The 18,118-nt window shown below is 57.5% G+C and carries 16 protein-coding genes; 6 read left to right on the top strand and 10 right to left on the bottom strand.

Annotated features, from left to right (window positions below):
• Positions 1-8 precede the first annotated feature (8 nt).
• The 6 genes from FAES_RS07200 to FAES_RS07225 form a co-directional block, all read right to left on the bottom strand.
• Positions 9-1,820, bottom strand: coding sequence for a family 43 glycosylhydrolase (locus FAES_RS07200; RefSeq protein WP_015330542.1), 1,812 nt, complete (start codon positions 1,818-1,820; stop codon positions 9-11).
• Between the two features lie 71 nt (positions 1,821-1,891).
• Positions 1,892-2,155, bottom strand: a complete 264-nt coding sequence (locus tag FAES_RS07205) for a hypothetical protein (RefSeq protein ID WP_148289305.1) — start codon at positions 2,153-2,155, stop codon at positions 1,892-1,894.
• A gap of 156 nt (positions 2,156-2,311) precedes the next feature.
• Positions 2,312-2,929, bottom strand: a complete 618-nt coding sequence (locus FAES_RS07210) for a DinB family protein (RefSeq protein ID WP_041257635.1) — start codon at positions 2,927-2,929, stop codon at positions 2,312-2,314.
• A gap of 11 nt (positions 2,930-2,940) precedes the next feature.
• The gene (locus FAES_RS07215) at positions 2,941-3,378 is read right to left on the bottom strand and encodes a DsrE family protein (RefSeq protein WP_041258649.1); all 438 of its coding nucleotides are present in this window, start codon (positions 3,376-3,378) and stop codon (positions 2,941-2,943) included.
• 72 nt (positions 3,379-3,450) lie between these two features.
• Positions 3,451-3,840 carry a hypothetical protein gene (locus tag FAES_RS07220; RefSeq protein ID WP_015330546.1) on the bottom strand — a complete coding sequence of 130 codons (390 nt, stop codon included), beginning with the start codon at positions 3,838-3,840 and terminating at the stop codon, positions 3,451-3,453.
• 189 nt (positions 3,841-4,029) lie between these two features.
• Complete coding sequence (locus tag FAES_RS07225; protein WP_015330547.1) at positions 4,030-4,458, bottom strand: hypothetical protein; 429 nt, start codon at positions 4,456-4,458, stop codon at positions 4,030-4,032.
• A gap of 705 nt (positions 4,459-5,163) precedes the next feature.
• On the opposite strand from FAES_RS07225, the gene FAES_RS07230 reads away from it, so the two are divergent.
• The 5 genes from FAES_RS07230 to galU all read left to right on the top strand — a co-directional run bounded on the left by FAES_RS07230 (position 5,164) and on the right by galU (position 11,235).
• Positions 5,164-5,592 (top strand): thioredoxin family protein, encoded by a 429-nt coding sequence (locus FAES_RS07230; protein ID WP_015330548.1) that lies wholly within the window; start codon positions 5,164-5,166, stop codon positions 5,590-5,592.
• Positions 5,593-5,808: 216 nt separating this feature from the next.
• Positions 5,809-8,253 carry an endonuclease MutS2 gene (locus FAES_RS07235; protein ID WP_015330549.1) on the top strand — a complete coding sequence of 815 codons (2,445 nt, stop codon included), beginning with the start codon at positions 5,809-5,811 and terminating at the stop codon, positions 8,251-8,253.
• A gap of 109 nt (positions 8,254-8,362) precedes the next feature.
• The gene (locus FAES_RS07240) at positions 8,363-9,148 is read left to right on the top strand and encodes an META domain-containing protein (RefSeq protein WP_015330550.1); all 786 of its coding nucleotides are present in this window, start codon (positions 8,363-8,365) and stop codon (positions 9,146-9,148) included.
• Between the two features lie 114 nt (positions 9,149-9,262).
• Positions 9,263-10,258 carry a mevalonate kinase family protein gene (locus FAES_RS07245; RefSeq protein WP_015330551.1) on the top strand — a complete coding sequence of 332 codons (996 nt, stop codon included), beginning with the start codon at positions 9,263-9,265 and terminating at the stop codon, positions 10,256-10,258.
• A 116-nt stretch (positions 10,259-10,374) separates the two neighbouring features.
• The gene (gene galU, locus FAES_RS07250) at positions 10,375-11,235 is read left to right on the top strand and encodes a UTP--glucose-1-phosphate uridylyltransferase GalU (RefSeq protein ID WP_015330552.1); all 861 of its coding nucleotides are present in this window, start codon (positions 10,375-10,377) and stop codon (positions 11,233-11,235) included.
• Between the two features lie 91 nt (positions 11,236-11,326).
• Here galU and FAES_RS07255 read toward each other — a convergent pair whose 3' ends face one another.
• From FAES_RS07255 to thrA, 3 genes are read right to left on the bottom strand one after another with little or no spacing between them, the layout of a single operon-like run.
• Positions 11,327-11,680 carry a DUF5615 family PIN-like protein gene (locus FAES_RS07255; RefSeq protein WP_041257636.1) on the bottom strand — a complete coding sequence of 118 codons (354 nt, stop codon included), beginning with the start codon at positions 11,678-11,680 and terminating at the stop codon, positions 11,327-11,329.
• Entirely contained in the window at positions 11,677-11,913 is a 237-nt protein-coding gene (locus FAES_RS07260) for a DUF433 domain-containing protein (RefSeq protein WP_015330553.1), read from the bottom strand. Before FAES_RS07260 ends, FAES_RS07255 begins: the two co-directional genes overlap by 4 nt.
• 37 nt (positions 11,914-11,950) lie before the next feature.
• A complete protein-coding gene (gene thrA, locus FAES_RS07265; RefSeq protein WP_015330554.1) occupies positions 11,951-14,419 on the bottom strand; it encodes a bifunctional aspartate kinase/homoserine dehydrogenase I in 2,469 nt (822 codons plus the stop codon).
• Positions 14,420-14,621: 202 nt separating this feature from the next.
• On the opposite strand from thrA, the gene FAES_RS07270 reads away from it, so the two are divergent.
• A complete protein-coding gene (locus tag FAES_RS07270; protein WP_015330555.1) occupies positions 14,622-16,163 on the top strand; it encodes an FG-GAP repeat domain-containing protein in 1,542 nt (513 codons plus the stop codon).
• Here the strand turns inward: FAES_RS07270 and ggt are convergent, their stop codons facing one another.
• Positions 16,164-17,975, bottom strand: coding sequence for a gamma-glutamyltransferase (gene ggt, locus FAES_RS07275; protein ID WP_015330556.1), 1,812 nt, complete (start codon positions 17,973-17,975; stop codon positions 16,164-16,166).
• Between the last annotated feature and the right edge of the window lie 143 nt (positions 17,976-18,118).

Genomic DNA, 18,118 nt, shown 5'->3' on the forward strand with positions numbered 1-18,118 from the left:
CATTGGCGCTATTTTTTCACGAAGCCATCGCTCACTACCGGGCTTAGCGCCGATACGCCGTTTTCGTTGAATGCTTCAACCGCGAAATAATACGGTACCCCCCGGTTCAGCGCGCGTAGTTCAAACGGCCGGCCGGGGCGCCCCATTGGGTCATCGGCCCAGAACTGATAGGTCTGGTAGAGCTTATCGGGCGCAATTCCCCAGCGAATGTTATAACCGACGGCGCCCGGCACGGGTTGCCAGCTCAGGTCGGCGTTGCGATCGTCGGGTTGGCGTTTGGCGGTCAGGCCGGCCGGTACGCCCGGTACGTTGCCCGTTCCTTTTCCGAAAATACGAAAGCCATTAATGGCCAGGTAAGGCCCCGCCGTGTAAACATGCTCATAGCGAACGTACCTGGCTTTCTCGGGCTGCGATAGTTCCACATACGCACTAGCCCGGTCGCGTTTGCCGTAGCGGGTGGTGTCGGTCAGGTCGGCGAGGGTACGCCAGCGTTTGCCATCGGCTGAGCCCAGGATCCGGAACTGCGTGTAGACCGAAGCATCGGTTTTGAAGATTGTGTTCTTATGGTCGACGTAATTTACCTGTACGGCTCGGATCGTCTGCTCACTGCCTAGATCGACGGTCAGGGTTTCGCCGGGTTTGTTGCGGGTGGCCCAGAAGGTGCGCACGTTTTCGTCGTTCACAAACGAAGCCTGTAGGGTATCGAGCGTTGAACTAGCCGTGACTGGCTTCTTGTAGTTGAGCAGCATCCAGCCCGTAAAGGTATCGTCGGCGATGGGTCCGTTCTGGGTATCCCATTTTCGGGTGGGTAGCTTGTGGGGCCAGTCGCCGAAGCGCGTGTCGGCGTAGAGCTGATCCGTTTTGTCGAACCCCGCGGGGTGCATCACCATCCGGCGTTCCATCGCCCAGACCAGCCCTATCCACGACGTACCCGTGTTCCAATAATTGCCATAGGCATCCTGAAACGTATTTCCATGCCCGCAGCCCACGGCATAACCGCCGGGGTGATAGGCGATGGGGTTATACGGGGCATATTCCCAGGGACCGAGTGGCGAATTACCCACGTAGGTGCCGTTGGCGTAGACATTGTATTCGGTGCCAGGCGCGCCGTATTGCAGGTAATATTTGCCGTTATGCTTCGTCATCCAGGCGCCTTCCACGAAGGGTTTCACCAGATCGGCGTGGTTGGGGCCGAAGCGTTCCCAGCCGTGCACCCAGGGATCGAGCCAGAACATGGGCTTGTAGGCATTGGCCGGGTTGCGGTCGGCATAGGTAAGCTGCCGATTCTTATCGAGCTCGGCCCCGAACAGCGGGTAGACGTTTGACGATCCCCAATACATGTACCATTTATTGGTATCAGGGTCGTGGAACAGGGCCGGATCCCAAGGACCGATGTCTTTAGGCAATTGGGGTAGCCAGCGATTATAGAATTGCAGCTTACCCGTTTCGGGAGCCGTCGAAATCAGGATGGGGCGTTGCTGGAACGTCGACTGAAAGAGATACAGCGTGTCGCCAACCGACGCGGCCGCCGGGGCGCACATGTCTTCCATGGGCCACATCGACGGGGTGATGTATTTCCAGTTGACCAGATCCGTCGAGCGCCAGTAGCCGCCCTGAATCGTGACGAACATGTAGTAGGCATCCTTGTGCCGGATAATGACCGGATCGGCCCCGGACCGGTACGAAATGCCCTCGTTCTGCTGCTCGAAGTTATAGCGGTAATCGAGGTCGATGGGGTTGCAATAGGTCGTTTGCTTTGCCGGTTGCGCGAGCGTCGGGATAGCCAGCAGGCTAAGAAGTAAGAGCAGGTAGGAGTTCATAAACGAAAAACGCTATGATCAGAAACAGGCAGGTATGCTCAAAACGCAGAACCCCCGCCTGCCTACTGCCATCAGCTACGCCGAACCACGAGCGTGGCCGGTGGCTGCCATGCGCCGTTTTGCCAGGTGAAAACGATAGGCTTTGGCGAAACGGACCACATAATCCACTTGCCGGCGTTGATGGTATCGCTGGTGTTGAGCCGATACTCGCGCGTCATAACGGGCGAGGATGCAACCTGCTGCCCGTCGGTGCCGGTGGGTGGTAAGCTGGCCAGTACGGTGTCGTAGTCGGCCTGCAGCACAATGTGTTCGATTTGTTGGCTGGGAGTAGTCATAGGGCCGCGAAGGTACGCACCGCCCCATAAACACCGGGCCCGTTGGCTCATCGGTTCAGGGTTGGTGGAGTCGGGGTCTGCTTGCCGACGTTCAACGACATAGCCCATAGCCATAAGACAGGCGAACTATATATGGTACTCACCTGCCAGGCTAGCTCACCAGGGATCAAAAATCGCTTTGTTGGTGTGAAACACGCGGCTATACGTACCCCGCACGTACCGGATCTGATAAAGGTGGCCCGACAGGTGCGAGACGTGGATCCGGAGCATGTTTCGAATGGTAGTAGGGAAACGACCCACAAACGTAATTTCTCGGTTCAACTGCTCCGGCGTCAGCTTGGCCGACAGTTGATCCAGCCGGTCGAAATCGGCATCAAACCGGGCTTTTAGCGCTGTTAAGGAAGGCTCGGATAGTTTCCCCGGCTTCTTATCCGTGAGGTAGCGCCCTTTATTTTCAATCGTGTCGGCGGCCCATTGCTCAAACCAGCATAGGTGCTCAACCATCCAGCGGGTCGAATTCGATTCTGGATTTGGCTTCCAGTCGGCTTCCTTTTCGTCGATACCCGTCATGATTTGCCATAAGAAGTCGTAAGCCGATTTCGCCATCTCACGCACCACCATGACCTCGTGCCGTAGCAGGGCGGCTTCGTCGGGTTCGGTCAGGCCGTGCGGGACTAAGCGATCCGCTGAGAGGTCAGCGGGCCAGCCCAGAAGCCCGGCGGTGGCCAGCGTTCCGCTGGTCAGCAGGCGTCGCCTTGATAGTGATTCGGTCATTGGTTTGGGCATTAGTAAGTGAACAGTCGGTCACTAGTGGCCGCCAACTGTACCAGCTTTGTGGGCATGGCAAACTCGGCGGGCTTTCCCTGTAGATCACTCTCGGTTATGCCCCGCGCCTTCGCCGACAGGCCCGATACGTAGAACCGCCCGCCTGCTTTCACGATGGCTTCGAAATGCTCGCGGAGTTTGCCGGTGCCAAGGCCTTCGACCTGGTCGAGTTCGGCGTCACGGAGTAGCACGGCCGCATCGCCCGCCAGAAAAAGCGTGACGGAATGCCCTTCGGCCAGGGCCGTTTTAGCCACCAGAAAGCCAAGGGCAGCGCGGGTAGGGTCGGCAGGGCCACAGGTGATATGGATGAGCATGTTCATTTTCTTCGACAAGCTCATTTGTGCCTGACTGTAGGTAGCCGTCAGCACGAGTAGCAGGCAGATACTAAGTGATTTCATCATAACAAGAGGAAGGCGTTTAACGGGCGGCTTATGGCCGGACAACGTATAGGCAACTGATGCCGTAGGCAGTCAGGCTACCGCGGGGTTGGGCCGAGCCAGTAGTGCGGCCCAACCGCCTACCAGCACAGCCATCAGGACCTGTAGCCAGGCCATCGGCGTTTCTACGCCATTAAGAATGGCAGTTACGTGTACCAGCAGAAACACTACGTTCGATACGATCAGCATCCAGAGCATTGCCCGGCTCGCGGTTGTTGACCCTTGGTTTCGCAGGAGCCAGCAGGCTACGCCCTCACCCAGCAGCATGGCCCCCCAACCCTGGGCTAGCAGTCTGGCGGCTGGGTTAATCCAGTTGGGGTCGGTGAGGTATAGATTGGCCATCAGTTGAGGCGAAAAAGCCAGCCCCAACCCAAATACGAGGCAAATAAAGGCCACTAATGAGAATAGATTTCGGATAGTCATAGTCAGTTAGGTTGACGTGAGGTTCGGATGAAGAACTGGCTAGATTGATCGTAAACGGCGTTGTTCGACAAGTGCTGAAAAGCCCTGAGGTCAACCCGTTGACAAACCGCGAACGGAGCGACGTCCGCGCTTTGCAGACCGTAGCGCTGGTGAGCCGACAGCGGAGGCATCCCCCGTTTATCAGACGGCTTACTCGTTCGATTGGGTGACGCGGTAACCTACGTCTTTGCCCGAAACGACGGCATCGGCAAACAGTTTGTAATGCGCAGCCCCCTGCTTGGCCCCGTACATTTTCTTCACCAGCGATTCGATGTCGTAGTCTTCCCCCTTGATATAAGGGTCCATGATGAACAGGTACGTGTAGGTGCCATCCGCATTGGCCCGGGTTGGATGCAGGACGCGCGTTTGCCGAAACACCCGTTGGCCTGCAGCTGGGAGTTTTTTGGCTCCTGGCCAGAAGATGTCATGTACGAAATGCTCGTACTGTTTTTGTTTGCCGGCTTTCACCGGATAGGCCCATACGTGGACTTCCTCGCCGGGTTTGGCCATCTGGCGCGTTTGCGCGACCGTTGCTGTGCTAGCCGCGACCAGCAGGAACAGGAGTAGATTTGGCTTCATGAGACGGAAAACAGCGGAAACAATGTTGATCGATTTGCCGGAAAGAGACTGCTTAAGTTAAAAAGTTAGGTATGCGCGCTGGCAGTTGTTACAACAGCAGCGAAAGGAGTAAACGGTGTTTCATGCGTGTAATAAGCAAGGTGTGAATAAGCCTGCGCCCAACGTACCTGGCTGGTTGATAAGGCAGTGATAACGGTCACCCATGAGAAAAGATGGCGCGTAATCAGTCGACTTCAGGGAGTTGACAGATAGCTAAGCTAGACGAACACCATCAGCCGTGTTACGACAGCAAGCTTCGCATGCGATTATGCAAAGGTTGTTGTAGGGTGGGGCTAATAACAATACTGTCTATAGGGTATTTTTAGTCAATAATACTGTGCGGTAGTTATGTGGTTAGAGCTGCTATAAAAGGGTAGATTTAGCGCTATGTAACAGAGTTGACGAGTTACAATAGTTTGTTGACGGTAAGAGAGTTATGGTAAGATTTTGTCGGCCTGATGCAACACCTGCTTAGCTGGCAGGTCAGACAGGTGAAGTGAGTAGATGCACGCATAGCAGGCGCGGGGAGTGATCCTCTGGGTGCAGGAGGGCGAGTGAGCCGCGTAAAGGAGCCGGACAGGAGTTTATAGGCGGGCGAAAACGAAAACTGGTTAATTCTTCGTTACTTCGCTATATCACCAAAAAGTCTATCGACGAGAAGCACCCATGTTTCGATTAGTCAGCGTTTGCCTGCTTGTTGTGCTGAGCACCTCATCGTTCAAACCGAGCGAAGAACCGGGCATTCAATTCTCCAGCGCCCGGTGGGCTGAGGTGCTGAAGCAAGCCAAGGCGCAGAAGAAGGTTATCTTCCTCGACGCCTATGCCAGTTGGTGCGGCCCCTGCAAAATGCTTCAGAAGCAGGTCTTTACGCAACGTTCAGTTGGTGACTACTTCAATAAGCGGTTTATCAACGTGAAGATGGATATGGAAAAAGGCGAAGGCCCTGCCCTGTCGCAGGTCTATCCGCTGGAAGCCTATCCGACGCTCCTCTTCATTGACGGCAGCGGCCGCGTGGTGAAAAAAGCCATCGGCTACATGAGCGCCGAAGACCTACTCGACGTAGCCAAGAGCGTGAAACCCGCAGGCGGCGTCTAACCCAGCCCTTGTCGCTTACCCAGAATGGCTCTGCTTGTCCGGCAGTTTTTCGGCAAGTGGAGCCATTCTGCTTGTTATCGTGTTCTATAGATGGCCATCTGGTAACCTGAGCGGGCTCTTTTGAGCGCTCAGCCTCAGTTGATTGCCATTGGCAAACCACCGCTCCGGCTGGCCCATCAGTTCAGAGCAGACTATCCTTTTTAGCATCCAGCGTAAATGCTTTACCCGAATACCCTCGAACAAAAACTTGGTTTCGACAAAATCCGCGAGTTGCTCCGGCAGGCCTGTATTTCGCCGCTGGGCCAGGACTACGTGGACAAAATTCGCTTCACCGACAATCACCAACTGATCGATAAGCTGCTGCGGCAGACCTACGAGTTTACGCAGATCGTGCAGTACGAACCCGATTTTCCGCAGAGTAACTACCTCGACGTGCGCCCCCAATTGCAAAAGGCCCGCGTGGAAGGCATTACGCTCATGGAAGACGAGTTTTTTGACCTTAAACTGGCGCTGAAAACCATTCAGGACTGCCTTCGTTTCCTCGAAAAACAGGAAGAAGGCCAGTATCCGTATCTGGTTGAACTGGCCGGGCCCGTAACGGTCGACAAAGGTATCGTGGCCGCGCTCGACCGCGTGATCGACGACCGGGGCCGGGTACGTGACAACGCCTCGCCCGCGCTGGCCGATATCCGGCGGCGGATCATCTCGGAGCAGGCCAACCTGCGCAAACGCCTCGACAGCATCCTGCGCACGGCCCGCCAGCAGGGCTGGATTCCCGACGACCTGAGCCTGACGGTGCGCGGCGGGCGGCTCGTGATCCCGATTGCGGCCGAACACAAACGCAAGATTCGCGGCTTCGTGCACGACGAATCTGACACGGGTAAAACCGTCTACATCGAACCCGCCGAAGTATTCGACGGCAACAACGAGGTGCGCGAACTGGAATATGAAGAGCGCCGCGAGGTGTTCCGCATCCTGCTCGCCCTCACCGATCAGGTACGTCCCGCCCTGCCCGAACTGAACAAGGCCGTCAATTTCTTGGCGCAGATCGACTTTATCCGGGCCAAGGCCAAACTAGCCGGGCAGCTACAGGCCGGTATGCCGCAGGTGATGAATCGCCCCGTGGTGAACTGGATCGCCGCCCGCCACCCGCTGCTCTACCTGTCGCACCAGAAACAGGGCAAGGCGGTGGTGCCGCTCAACATTCAGCTCGACGAACAGCCAGGGACGCCTGCCGCAGGAACGCCTGCCGAACGCATCCTGATTATCTCAGGGCCCAACGCGGGGGGGAAATCCATCGCGCTGAAAACCATTGGCCTGCTGCAATACATGATGCAGTGCGGGCTGCTGGTGCCGATGGCCGAACACTCCGACATGGGCGTGTTTCAGAACCTCTTTATCGACATCGGCGACGAACAGTCGATCGAGAACGATTTGAGCACCTACTCGTCGCACCTGACCAACATGCAGCGATTCCTGGTGGGTGCCAACCGCCGCACGCTCTTCCTGATCGACGAGTTCGGGACGGGCACCGAGCCGGGGCAGGGAGGCGCCATTGCCGAAGCCATCCTGGAGGAGTTGAACAAGTCGGGGGCGTATGGCGTCATCAACACGCACTACACCAACCTGAAAGTCTTTGCCGATAAAACGCCGGGCCTCATCAACGGGGCGATGCGCTTCGACGGCGAAAAACTGGAACCGCTCTACGAACTCGAAATGGGTCGGCCGGGCTCGTCGTTTGCCTTCGAAATTGCCCAGAAGATCAACCTGCCCAACGCGGTGATCAACCGGGCGAAGGAAAAGCTCGGTTCGCAGCAGGTCAACTTCGAGAAACTGCTGAAAGAACTGGACATTGAAAAGCGCGTTTTCTCGGAAAAGAACCTCGACATCAGCATCAATCAGCGGAAGCTGGCGCAGCAGGTGGCCGAATACACAGCCCTGAAAACCAAGCTCGACAACGAGCAGAAACAGCTGATCAACACGGCCAAAGCGAAGGCAAAGGCGCTGGTGCAGGAGGCCAACCAGAAGATCGAAAACACGATCCGCGAGATCAAGGAAACGAAGGCCGATAAGGAGCAGACCCGCCAGGTACGTGCCGAACTGCAACGCTTCGAGCAGGCTAGCCTGAAACCCGAGGTCATCGTTGAGCCCGAGAAACCCAAGTCGGCCGAAGAGGAATTTGAACTGGCCGGCGGCGAGATCGGCGTGGGTAATTTTGTACGGATACAGGGGCAAAATGCCATTGGTGAAGTACTGGCGATTCGTGGAAAAGACGCCGAAATCCGCATTGGTGAGCTAAAATCGAACATCAAGCTCAACCGGCTGGAGAAGGTGAGTCGCAAAACGTACCGCGAAGCCGTGGGCGAGAAACAGGCCCCGCGCAGCCAGGGTATGGACCTGAATGAGAAGATGATGAACTTCTCGTTTAACCTCGACATCCGCGGACGACGCGGCGAAGAAGCGCTGGTGGAAGTAGACAAGTTTATGGATAGCGCCCTGATGCTCGGCTACCCCGAACTCCGCATCGTCCACGGCAAAGGCGACGGTATTCTGCGGCAGTTGATCCGCAATCACCTGCGTTCCTACAAGCAGGTCGCCAGCATGGCCGATGAGCACGCCGACCGGGGCGGCCCCGGCGTGACGCTCGTCCGGATGAAATAAACGCGGGGCCGTACGGGGTTAGGTGTTTACTGCCAGCCCCGTACTCCCTTGTATTTTCAAACCTTCCGGCGGCATCGGTAGTCTATAAGGGCGAATACACCTTCACGTTATGCGCCTGCTACCCCTTGCCCTGTTGGTCGTTGTGTCGGCCTGCCATCGCCCCGCTCCCAAAACAACCAGCCGCCCTGCGCCCCCGCCCGCAGCCGCCGACGACGTACCCGACTACAGCCAGTATGTGCGGCAGGGTGTCAGCTATTTTGCCGTTGGGAATGAACCGAGCTGGGGGCTGATCATCCAGTCGGACCGCCGCATGCACCTGCGCACACCTACAGACACGCTGTCGGTGCCAACGCCGAGCCCGATCGTATCGGCCAACGGCGAACGTACCTACGAAGGCCGCAACCGGGGGAATTCGATTCGGGTCAATCTGCGACCGGCCCGCTATACCGATAACATGTCGGGTCAGCAGTTTGCGTATACGGCCAACGTAACCGTGAAAAAAGGGCGTGGGCCGGTACGTACCTACAGCGGCGGCGCCACAGCCCTGAACCAACTGATGCTACTGGGTGAAAACTGGCGTATCGTCAGCCTGAATGGCAAAACCACCCCGGCGCAGGGCCGTCAGCAACCGTTTATCGAGTTTCAGCCCAGCGCTAACCGCGTGCTGGGCAGTGGCGGCTGCAACCGGTTCTCGGGTACGTTCCGCGCCGATAACCAACTGATCAAATTCAGCCCCGTTGTTGCTACGAAGATGGCCTGTGCCAACGAAGTAAATACCTTCGAAACCGAGCTGTTCAGGGCCCTTACCGGCACCCTGACCTACAGCATCGAACGTGGCCACCTAACGCTGAGCCGCGACGGCAAGGCCGTCCTGATTGCCAAACGTCGCGACTAGACGGACTTGCCGTTACCAGTCGCACAGACGTAAGAAATAGCAAACCGCCGCGGCAGACTGTGTCAAACCGATTTCCAAATGCTGTTTCTTTGTTGGTAAACGATTCTGATTCTCTTGATCATCGAAACACGCGCCTACGCCCGTGCCGGGCTGCTGGGCAATCCGTCCGACGGATTTTTTGGAAAAACCATTGCCTTATCGGTCCGCAACTTCGGGGCGTCGGTGAAGCTGTATGAGTCGCCCGAACTGGTGATTGAACCACAGCCACAGGATACCAACAGCTTCCGCAGCCTGCACCACCTGCGCGACGCCGTGGCGACGTTGGGGTATCAGGGCGGGATTCCGCTGCTGAAAGCCGCCGCCAAAACGTTTCTCGACTACTGCGATCGGCAGGGTATCCGGCTGCCCAACAAGAATTTCACGCTGCGTTACGCCACGTCGATTCCCCGTCAGGTGGGGCTGTCGGGTTCCAGCGCCATCATCGTGGCGGCGTATCGGGCCATGATGACGTTCTACAACATCGAGATTCCGCTGCCCGAACTCCCCAATATCGTGCTGGCGACCGAAACCAATGAGCTGGGTATTGCGGCGGGCTTGCAGGACCGCGTGATTCAGTGCTACGAAGGCTGCGTGTATATGGACTTCGACAAGACGCTGATGGAGCAGCAGGGGCACGGGTTGTATGACCCGATCCCGCCGCAACTCCTGCCCAATCTGTACATCGCCTACAAAACCACGCTTGGCAAACAGTCGGGCCGGGTGCATTCCGACGTGCGCTCGCGCTGGCAGAAAGGGGAGCCGCTGGTGGTCGATACCCTGCACAACATTGCCGATCTGGCCCGGCAGGGCCGCGAGGCACTGCTCAACGGCCAAACCGACCGGCTCAACGAGCTCATCAACCAGAATTTTGACTACCGAAAGCAGATTTATCCCATCAGTGAGGCCAATCAGGCCATGATCGACACGGCGCGGCGGTGTGGGGCTTCGGCCTCCTTCACGGGTTCGGGCGGATCGATTATTGGCGCCTACCAGGACGACGCCATGCTCAATCGTCTGTTTGTCGAACTAAAACGCCTGGATGCCCGCGTCATCCGTCCTTTTGCACAATAGCACTACGTGGTCATTCGGCTTCGCCGTCATTAGTAGTCATTCAGTGTTACAAGAAAGAAGAACGACGAATGACTAGTAATGACGGCGAAGCCGAATGACAACTAAGTACCACTATCATGATCAAAAAAGCCGTTATTCCCGCCGCTGGCCTGGGCACTCGTTTTCTGCCCGCCACCAAAGCCCAACCCAAAGAAATGCTGCCGATCATCGACCGGCCCACCATCCAGTATGTGGTGCAGGAAGCCGTCGATTCGGGCATTGAAGATATCCTGATTATCACGGGAAAAGGCAAACGCGCCATCGAAGACCACTTCGACCGCAACTACGAACTGGAGAGCCGCCTCGCCGAAAAGGAAGACCGGCTGCTGCTCGACGAGATGCGCCGTCTCTCGGATATGGCCAACTTGCATTACGTTCGGCAACGCGAACTCAACGGTCTTGGCGACGCCATTCGCTATGCCCGGCAACACGTTGGCAATGAGCCGTTCGCTGTGCTGTTGGGTGATACCATTATGGATGCCGTTATGCCCGTGACGCAGCAATTGATCGATACCTATGAGCAATATGGCGGGTCGGTGATTGCGGTGGAAGAAGTGCCGGCCGACAAAGTGAACCGGTATGGGATTGTGGGTGGCCGAGCCCTGAGCGAACGCATTATGGCCCTCGACACCCTGATCGAAAAACCGTCCATCGAGGAAGCACCCAGCAACCTGGCGATTGCGGGTAGGTACGTGCTCACGCCCGACGTGTTCGACGCGCTCGACCGCACACCCGTCGGCAAAAACGGCGAGGTGCAACTCACCGACGCCTTGAAGCTGATGCTCACCCGCGAAAACCTGTTTGCACACCGCATCGAAGGCAAACGCCACGACATCGGTAACAAACTCGACTTCCTGAAAACCACCGTCGAATTTGCGCTCAAACGCCCCGAATTCGCCGAACCCTTCCGAACCTACCTGAAAAGCCTCAACTTGTAAACCTATAAGGTCTCCAAAGACCTTATAGGTTTGAGGAAATTACCCCAGATAGCTCCCGATGCTGACCAGACCGGGAATACGCTGAAGGCCACTACTCATGAATCAGGTAGGCTTCGTTCGTTAATTCGATAAAACAATGATGCGCAAAAAGGGTGTCTATTTCGTCGATAGTTGCCCGAAATAAATCAAGCAACTTTCGGTTCTTGATATTTCCGGTGGTCAGCAATAACAGCTTTGGTGGTACTTTTTGGAGTAAATAACTGTCTTGGAAGTCAGTATCTTTCGTAACTACGATTCGACTTTCTTTCGCGGCAAGCAATCGAATGTACTGATCGCCCGTGCGTTCTCGGTCGGGGAGATCATCCGTGTGTAAGACATCGAAATGACGTTGCCTCAATACCTCAGCTAACAGATACGGGAGTTGGGCGTCAATGAGGTATTTCACGCCAGTACACGGTGTATACTTTTTACGTCGGAAAGCCGGGCCGCATAAGCCAGACACGCGCGTACATCGGCTTCTTCCATAGCTGGATAGTCAGCCAGAATTTCGTCCGCAGTCATGCCAGCCGAGAGCAGATCAAGAACCATCGTTACCGGGTAACGCATGTGCCGAATTGTAGGCTTGCCATGACAGATGTCTGGATCCAGCGTAATGCGTTGCAGCAGGTTCTCGCTCATGATTGTTCTCGCTGATTTATGCGAAGATAACCGATTTTTACCCCAGATAGCTCCCGATGCTAACCATGTCGGCGAAGACGCCGGAGGCCGTCACTTCGGCACCGGCGCCGGGGCCTTTAATCACCAGCGGGCGCTCTTTGTAACGCTCGGTGGTGAACGAGATGATGTTGTCGGCGCCGGTTAGTTGGTAGAACGGGTGTTCGGGACCCACGCCGCGCAGGCCGATCACAGCTTTACCATTCTCGAACGTAGCGATCATCCGCAGCTTTTCGCCCCGGTCGCTGGCGTCGCTCAGGAGTTTTTCAAAATACCCATTCTCTGCCTCGAGCGAGTCGAAAAACGCCGGGATCGTGGGGGCGGCCAGGCAGGCGGGGGGGAGCAGTGTTTCGACCGTAACATCGCTGGGTTCCAGCTCAAAACCGGCTTCCCGCGCCAGAATCAGGATCTTCCGGGCCACGTCTTGCCCGCTAAGGTCGTCTCGCGGGTCGGGCTCGGTATAGCCCTTCTCTTTGGCTTCCCGTACCACATCGACAAACTTGGACCCTGGCGCAAACGAGTTGAAAATGTAGGACAACGTACCTGACAGGATCGCTTCGATTTTCAGGAACCGGTCGCCCGACGTGAGCAGGCCCTGCAAGGTGTTGATGATGGGCAGACCCGCGCCCACGTTGGTCTCGTACAGGAACTTTACGCCCCGGTTCAGCGCCGTGCGTTGCAGGCGGCGGTATTCGGCATACGAACCCGAGTTGGCCACCTTATTGGGTGTCACCACCGAAATGTTGGCGTCGAGCAGCGACTCGTAATGCTGCACGATGTCTTTGTCCGAGGTGCAGTCGATGAAGACCGAGTTGGGTAGGTTATACGATTTGATCTTCTCGACAAAGGCCTCCAGCGAGGTCGTTACGCCGTCGATCTGTTGCGCGTCCTGCCATTGTTCGAGGTTCAGGCCTTTCGGGTCGAGCACCATCTTTTTGGTATTGGCCAAACCCACCACGCAGATTTTGAGCAGTTTCTCCTGCCGCAGGTAGGCGTCCTGCGCGTGGATCTGGCGCAGCAGCGTCTGTCCGATCAGCCCGGTACCGACCAGGAATACGTTCAGCACGCGCGCTTCCGACTGGAAGAACACGTTGTGCAAGGCGTTGAGGGCTTTCGAGAGGTTGTTCTTCGTAATCACTACCGAGATGTTGATCTCCGACGACCCCTGGGCCACCGCCACGATGTTGACCCCGTTTTTACCCAGCACCGAAAATAGCTTACCGGCAATACCACTCGACTTGCGCATGCCTTCGCCCACCGTCGCGATGATGCTCAAGTCGCGCTCAATGCTGATGTTGTCGATATGCCCGTGGTCAATGTCGACGGCAAATTCAGCGTCCAGAATGGCCTTCACCCGGTCGGCGCCTTTCGGATCGATGGCGAAACAGATCGAGTGCTCCGACGACGCCTGCGAGATCAGAATGACGCTGATGCGGTGCGCGGCCAGGACGCCAAACAGCTTGGCCGATACGCCCGCCACCCCGATCATTCCCGACCCCTGCACGTTCACCAGCGCCACATCGTCGATGCTCGAAATGCCGGTGATCGTATACTGCCGACGCTCGGCGGTGCGGCTCACCAACGTACCTGGGTGATCGGCGTTGAAGGTGTTGAGCACCCGAATCGGAATGTTGCGGGCGAAAGCGGGTTGGAGGCTGGGCGGGTAGATCACCTTCGCGCCAAAATGGCTCAGCTCCATGGCCTCGGCGTAGGTGATCGTCGGGATGTTGAAGGCGTTGGGTACCTTGCGCGGGTCGGCCGTCATCATGCCATCCACGTCGGTCCAGATGTCGATGACCTCGGCGTTGAGCGCCGCGCCCAGAATACTGGCCGTATAATCGGAGCCGCCCCGGCCCAGCGTGGTCGTCTCGCCTTTCTCGGTCGAGCCGATAAAGCCCGTCACGAACGGAATTGGCGACGATGAGTTGCTCAGGTCCGCAAAATAGCCCTGCACCAGCGGGGTCGTCAACGTATAATTCACCTCGGCATGCCCAAACTGCGCGTCGGTCTTGATCAGATCGCGGGCGTCGCAGAACGTAGCAGGTGTGCCGCCTGCTTTCACGCACTCGGCCACCACGAGGTTCGACAGCCGTTCGCCAAAGCTCATAATCAGGTCCATGGTGCGGGGGGTGAGTTCGCGAATGAGCGACACGCCCCGCAGCAGGTCTTCGAGTTCGTTGATCGTCCCGCGCACGGTCGCAAACACCTTGCTCTGCTCCTTGATGGGAATCAACGCTTTGATGACGTTGAAATGACGGTCTTCAATCCGCCGCGCCAGCTCCATGTAGTCGAGCTGCCCGTTGGTGGCCATACGCCCGATTTCGATGAGCTGATTGGTAACGCCACCCATCGCCGACAACACAACGGCAATAGGGTTCGACTGCTGGCGGTGGGAGTCAACGATGCGGATTACCTGCCGGATGCTCTCGACCGAGCCAACCGATGTGCCGCCAAATTTGAGAACGTGCATGTGGGCAAAAAGAGTGAAAGTGCGAATGAGTGAAAGCCTGATTCCGTGCCGCAACCACCTGTTCACCTGCTCGCCTGGCACAAATATAGGGCCGTTCGGGGTAGCGGCTGTGCAAAAGCCGCTTACAACGTACCTGGCTTGCGTTTTTGGGCGAGTATTGGCCCGAATCGCGTAGTTTTACAAAGACTTCGTTGTGTCTGTAATGAAAAATGGTCTGGGTCTGCTGGCTGGCGGAATTATTCTGATTAGTGCGTTGAGTATTGGTTTGCCGATGGCCTGTAAACCCGCCGAAGCTACTGGGCAGCAACTGGCCGAGCAGCATTGCGGCAACTGCCACCAATACCCTCAACCGGCTTTGCTACCCAAGAAAACGTGGTTACACGGCGTATTGCCGCAAATGGCCCTTCGGCTGGGGCTGGTTGGCGACACGCTGGCGTTGGCCCAGCAGATCAGTCAGCAGGAGGAACGCGAGCGGGGTGTTCAGCAGGGCTATCTCCCTGCGCAACCTTTGCTGACACCCGACGAATGGAAACGGCTGGTCGATTTTTACGTCGACAAAGCGCCCGATTCGTTGGCCGTAACGGAACCGGCCCCCACGCCTTCGCTGACGTTATTCAAACCCATCACGCCGACCAAGCCCCTGGCGGCTCTCTCGACCTGTGTGCGCATCGACCCCGTTGCGCACCGCGTGATCGTGGGCGATCAGATGGGGGCTATTCAGACGTTCGATGCTCACTTGCAACGGACCGACTCGGTGCGGGTGGTGAGTCCGCTGACCGACGTGGTGCGGGTACCGGGCCAGAACACCTACGCCCGGCTGCTGGTCGGCATCATGAACCCCAACGACCGGAAAACGGGCGAGTTACGGCTACCGGGTGAAAAAGGCGTTGACACACTTCGACGCCCCGTGCAATTGGCCGTGGGCGACCTCAACCGCGACGGCAAAGCCGATTGGGTGGTGTGCGAGTTTGGGCATAATGTGGGGCAACTGAGCGCCTTCATCAAAACGGGCAACACGTACCTGGAAACTATCCTCGATCCCACGCCGGGGGCGCGCCGGGCTATCATTCAGGATGTCAACGCCGATGGCTGGCCCGACGTGGTGGCCTTACTCGCGCAGGGTGACGAACAGGTTGCGGTTTACTACGGACAACCCGATGGTAAATTCCTGAAAAAGACCGTGCTGCGGTTTCCACCCGCCAACGGCTCGTCGTATCTGGAGCTAGCCGATATGAACCGCGATGGGAAGGTCGATATCGTGTACACCAACGGCGATAACGCCGATTATTCGCAGGTGTACAAGCCCTACCACGGCGTCCATATTTTCCTGAACGACGGTACATTCGGCTTCAAAAAAGCCTGGACCTACGCCATGCCGGGGGCCGGGCAGGTGCTCGCCCGTGACTTCGATCAGGACGGCGACCTCGACTTGGTAGCGATTTCGTTCTTTCCGTTGCTCGACCCGAACCGACAGCGTCCCGCTCAGTTGTTTGTCTACTTCGAAAATCAGGGCAATCTACGGTTTCAGGCACGTACCTGGCGCGGTGCCGATGTGGGTCGTTGGCTGGTGATGGACGCGGCTGACCTCGATGGTGACGGCGACGAGGACATCGTGCTAGGCTCCAATTTTCGATCGCTGTCCAACACACCCGCCGCTTGGCGGCAATACTGGCACGACAGCCCTAGCGGTTTGCTGCTGCTCGAGAATCAGGTACGTTCCGCTAAGGCTGTCGCCACAAACTAATCACCAGCCCATTGCCGTGTTGTCGGCGCGGGGGTCAGAGGCGCCTTCGTAGGTGCCATCGGGGCGAACGAGCACGCAATCCATCCGGCCGAGCGTATTGGTGAGCCGTTCGAGCTGATAGCCTTTGCTCGTCAGGTTCTGCTGCGTGGCGTCGGTGAAGGCGCCGTTCTCGAAAATGACTTTTTCGGGCAACCACTGATGATGGAATTTCAGCGCATTGACGGCCTGCTGCATCGTCATACCGTGCTCGACCACGTTCAGAATCGTCTGAAATACCGACGTCATGATGGTGGAACCGCCCGGCGTGCCTACCACCAAAAACAGCTTACCATCGCGCTCCAGAATAGTCGGCGTCATGCTCGACAGCATTCGTTTGCCGGGGGCAATGGCGTTGGCCTGATTGCCGATCAGGCCGTACATGTTCGGCGCGCCGGGTTTCACGCTGAAATCATCCATCTCGTTGTTCATGAAAAAGCCCGCGCCGCCCACAACGACCCGGCTGCCAAAGCCACCGTTGAGCGTGGTGGTGATACTGACGGCGTTACCTTCGCGGTCGACGATCGAGAAGTGCGTGGTTTCCATGCTTTCGTAGCCAGGTACGTTGCCACCCCGCACGCTGCTGCTGGGCGTGGCCTGGGCGAAGCTGAACGTTCCCCAGCGCTGGCGCAGGTAGTCGGGGCTGATTAGTTGCTGAACGGGTACCTTCACAAAATCAGGATCGCCCAAGAATTTGGCCCGGTCGGCATAGACACGGCGTTCGGCCTCGATCATCGTCTGCACGGTGCTGTCGCGGTTCCAGCCCCAGCGGCGCAGTGGATAAGGCTCCACAAAGCGCATGAGTTGCACCAGCGCCACCCCGCCGCTCGAGGTAGGGGGCATGGTGATGATGTTGTAGTTTTTGTAACCGGCCCGGATGGGGTCGCGCCAGACGGCCTGATACGCCGCCAGATCAGCCTCGGTGATCAGCCCTTTACCGCCGGTGGGGCTACCGCGTTCCATTTCGGCGGCCAGCAGTCGGGCGGTTTCGCCCGCGTAGAAGCCCGCGCGGCCCTGCGCCTGAATGCGGCGCAACGTTTTGCCTAGATCAGCCTGTACCAGCGTATCGCCTTTGGCCCACGCCCGTCCGTCGGGCCGCATAAAGTACGTCTTCCCGGGGTTGTAGGTCAGCAGGTCGGTTTTGATGCGGTTGAGGCCCGTGGCGTCGCGTTCGGTGAGCGAAAAGCCTCTCTCGGCCAGATCAACGGCGGGTTGCAACACCTGCGCCCAGGGCAATTTGCCGAATTTCTGGTGTGCCTGCACCATACCGTCGACGGCGCCGGGTACACCGCTGGCCAGGTGGCCGTTGATGCTCAGCGCCCCCGCCCGCACGTTGCCGAGCGAATCGAGGTACATATTCGGCGTAGCCCGGCCCGGTGCTTTTTCGCGGTAATCGAGGCTGCTGGTGTTACCGCTCTTGTCGCGATAGACCATAAAGCCACCCCCACCGATGTTACCCGCCACCGGGTAACAAACCGCCAGAGCAAACTGCACCGCCACGGCCGCGTCGACAGCGTTACCACCCGCTTTCAGGATATTCAGGCCCACGAGTGAGGCTTCGGGATGCGCCGACGCCACCATGCCATTTCGCCCGATGACGCCCTGCCGATCCGAGAAAAACGGTTTGCGAAGCGGGTCTTCTTCCCGGTACTGATAAACGCCTTGTCCGGTTTGAATAGAGGCTGTAGTGGGTTGCTGGGAGGTGGGTTGCGTGGGTTTGCAGGCGAGAGCCAGCAGGTACGTGGCCGCGAAAAGGGAGAATAGACGAAAGCGCATAGAGAATGAGACGGTTACGGTTCCCCTGGCTGCCTTTGGCGCGCGATAGGGAGGGATAGTGGGTAAGTCTGTGCTACTAAACTACGGAATCTACCCGTGCATAAAATAACCTATCGGGCGCAGGCATGCTTGTTGCCGTATAT

Source organism: Fibrella aestuarina BUZ 2, assembly GCF_000331105.1.
Taxonomy (GTDB): Bacteria; Bacteroidota; Bacteroidia; order Cytophagales; family Spirosomataceae; genus Fibrella; species Fibrella aestuarina.

Coding starts and splice junctions, on each gene's coding strand:
- FAES_RS07210 (WP_041257635.1), bottom strand. CDS start 2,929: ATGACCGAATCACTATCAAGGCGACGCCTGCTGACCAGCGGAACGCTG.
- galU (WP_015330552.1), top strand. CDS start 10,375: ATGATCAAAAAAGCCGTTATTCCCGCCGCTGGCCTGGGCACTCGTTTT.
- FAES_RS07240 (WP_015330550.1), top strand. CDS start 8,363: ATGCGCCTGCTACCCCTTGCCCTGTTGGTCGTTGTGTCGGCCTGCCAT.
- FAES_RS07235 (WP_015330549.1), top strand. CDS start 5,809: ATGCTTTACCCGAATACCCTCGAACAAAAACTTGGTTTCGACAAAATC.
- FAES_RS07225 (WP_015330547.1), bottom strand. CDS start 4,458: ATGAAGCCAAATCTACTCCTGTTCCTGCTGGTCGCGGCTAGCACAGCA.
- FAES_RS07205 (WP_148289305.1), bottom strand. CDS start 2,155: ATGACTACTCCCAGCCAACAAATCGAACACATTGTGCTGCAGGCCGAC.
- FAES_RS07220 (WP_015330546.1), bottom strand. CDS start 3,840: ATGACTATCCGAAATCTATTCTCATTAGTGGCCTTTATTTGCCTCGTA.
- thrA (WP_015330554.1), bottom strand. CDS start 14,419: ATGCACGTTCTCAAATTTGGCGGCACATCGGTTGGCTCGGTCGAGAGC.
- ggt (WP_015330556.1), bottom strand. CDS start 17,975: ATGCGCTTTCGTCTATTCTCCCTTTTCGCGGCCACGTACCTGCTGGCT.
- FAES_RS07260 (WP_015330553.1), bottom strand. CDS start 11,913: ATGAGCGAGAACCTGCTGCAACGCATTACGCTGGATCCAGACATCTGT.
- FAES_RS07270 (WP_015330555.1), top strand. CDS start 14,622: ATGAAAAATGGTCTGGGTCTGCTGGCTGGCGGAATTATTCTGATTAGT.
- FAES_RS07230 (WP_015330548.1), top strand. CDS start 5,164: ATGTTTCGATTAGTCAGCGTTTGCCTGCTTGTTGTGCTGAGCACCTCA.
- FAES_RS07200 (WP_015330542.1), bottom strand. CDS start 1,820: ATGAACTCCTACCTGCTCTTACTTCTTAGCCTGCTGGCTATCCCGACG.
- FAES_RS07215 (WP_041258649.1), bottom strand. CDS start 3,378: ATGAAATCACTTAGTATCTGCCTGCTACTCGTGCTGACGGCTACCTAC.